We start from the raw sequence: 1,666 nt of genomic DNA, 5'->3' as shown, positions 1-1,666 counted from the left end.
GCGCGGCGTCGTCGATGCCCGCCCCTAGTATCTCCGTTCTTGGCCACGAACCGAACAGGAGGGGCTCTCACAGCTGTGGCCGGACTCGTGTCCGCCCGCTTTGCGGCTCTCGGTCAACTCGCCTCGAACGTAACCCTTTAACCGTTTCGCGCACCCCTGAAACGTGCGGACGGAGGCACACGAGGAAGCCTGTGCGCCCTTGACAGCGGGGTGTTCGATTGCCGACACATCGGGCCGGGTCCGGCGGATTGTGTTGCTGCGGACCGGTGACACGCCATAGAGTCGCCAATCGTCGGCATGGTGCCACGCTGACCTATCGATAAGTTTCCTGGTCACATCCAAGGAGGTAAGACGACTTGTGAATGAGTCGACATTTACTCCCGGGGGTGCCCGACCAGGAGCTCCCTCCCTGCGCCCTGGAGGCGTGGGGGAGGCGCCCCCAGCGACGGGCCGCGGCCCTTCGTCCGGTCTCGAGGCTGTCGGCTCCGTCGCTGTCCGCCCCTTCGCGACGCACCAGCACACGACGCACATGACGACAGCCCACACGATGAAGACGATGGACGGCCAACACGTGAACGCCACGGCCGGCAACGAGAGTGGCCGAGAGTCCACCCACTTCGCCGCCTACGAGGAAGTCCCCGAGGGGCACTTCTACGACCCCGATGCCGAGTACGAGCCCGATCCCGAGTACGCGGCCACCCTCGCGCCCGACGCTGCCCGCCAGCGCCGCGAGAGGATCGGCCCCACCGGACGCCCGCTGCCGTACTTCCCGATCCCGGGCCCGCTGACCGACCACGGCCCCGCGAAGATCATCGCGATGTGCAACCAGAAGGGCGGCGTCGGCAAGACGACGTCGACCATCAACCTGGGCGCCGCGCTCGCCGAGTACGGACGACGCGTGCTGCTCGTCGACTTCGACCCGCAGGGCGCTCTGTCCGTAGGTCTCGGCGTCAACCCCATGGAGCTGGACCTGACGGTCTACAACCTCCTCATGGAACGCGGCATGTCGGCCGACGAGGTCCTCCTCAAGACCGCCGTGCCCAACATGGATTTGCTGCCGAGCAACATCGACCTCTCCGCCGCGGAAGTGCAGTTGGTGAGCGAGGTCGCGCGTGAGTCGACGCTGCAGCGCGCACTGAAACCGCTGATGTCCGACTACGACTACATCGTGATCGACTGTCAGCCGTCGCTCGGTCTGCTCACCGTCAACGCGCTGACCGCGGCGCACAAGGTGATAGTGCCGCTCGAGTGCGAGTTCTTCGCGCTGCGCGGAGTGGCACTGCTCACCGAGACGATCGAGAAGGTCCAGGAGCGGCTCAACCCCGAGCTGGAGCTCGACGGCATCCTCGCCACCATGTACGACTCGCGGACCGTGCACAGCCGCGAGGTGCTGGCGCGGGTCGTCGAGGCGTTCGACGACCACGTGTACCACACGGTGATCGGCCGGACCGTCCGCTTCCCCGAGACCACGGTCGCCGGCGAGCCCATCACGACGTACGCCTCGAACTCCGTCGGCGCCGCCGCGTACCGCCAGCTCGCCAGGGAGGTGCTCGCCCGGTGTCACGCCGAGTGTCGTCACATGAATGCCACCCCCGCCGCTGAGCGCATGCCGGCGCTCTATCTCTCCCACGGCGCACCGCCCCTCGCCGACGACCCGGTCTGGCCG

1 pseudogene is annotated in these 1,666 nt (G+C 67.3%); it reads left to right on the top strand.

The features are described from left to right. Nucleotides 1–409 precede the first annotated feature (409 nt). Nucleotides 410–1,570, top strand: a pseudogene (locus tag ABZ070_RS37190) (ParA family protein); the annotation flags it as partial. Nucleotides 1,571–1,666: the final 96 nt, after the last annotated feature.

The organism is Streptomyces sp. NPDC006283, assembly GCF_040613325.1.
Taxonomy (GTDB): Bacteria; Actinomycetota; Actinomycetes; order Streptomycetales; family Streptomycetaceae; genus Streptomyces.
This window is presented reverse-complemented; position numbering and strand designations above follow the sequence as displayed.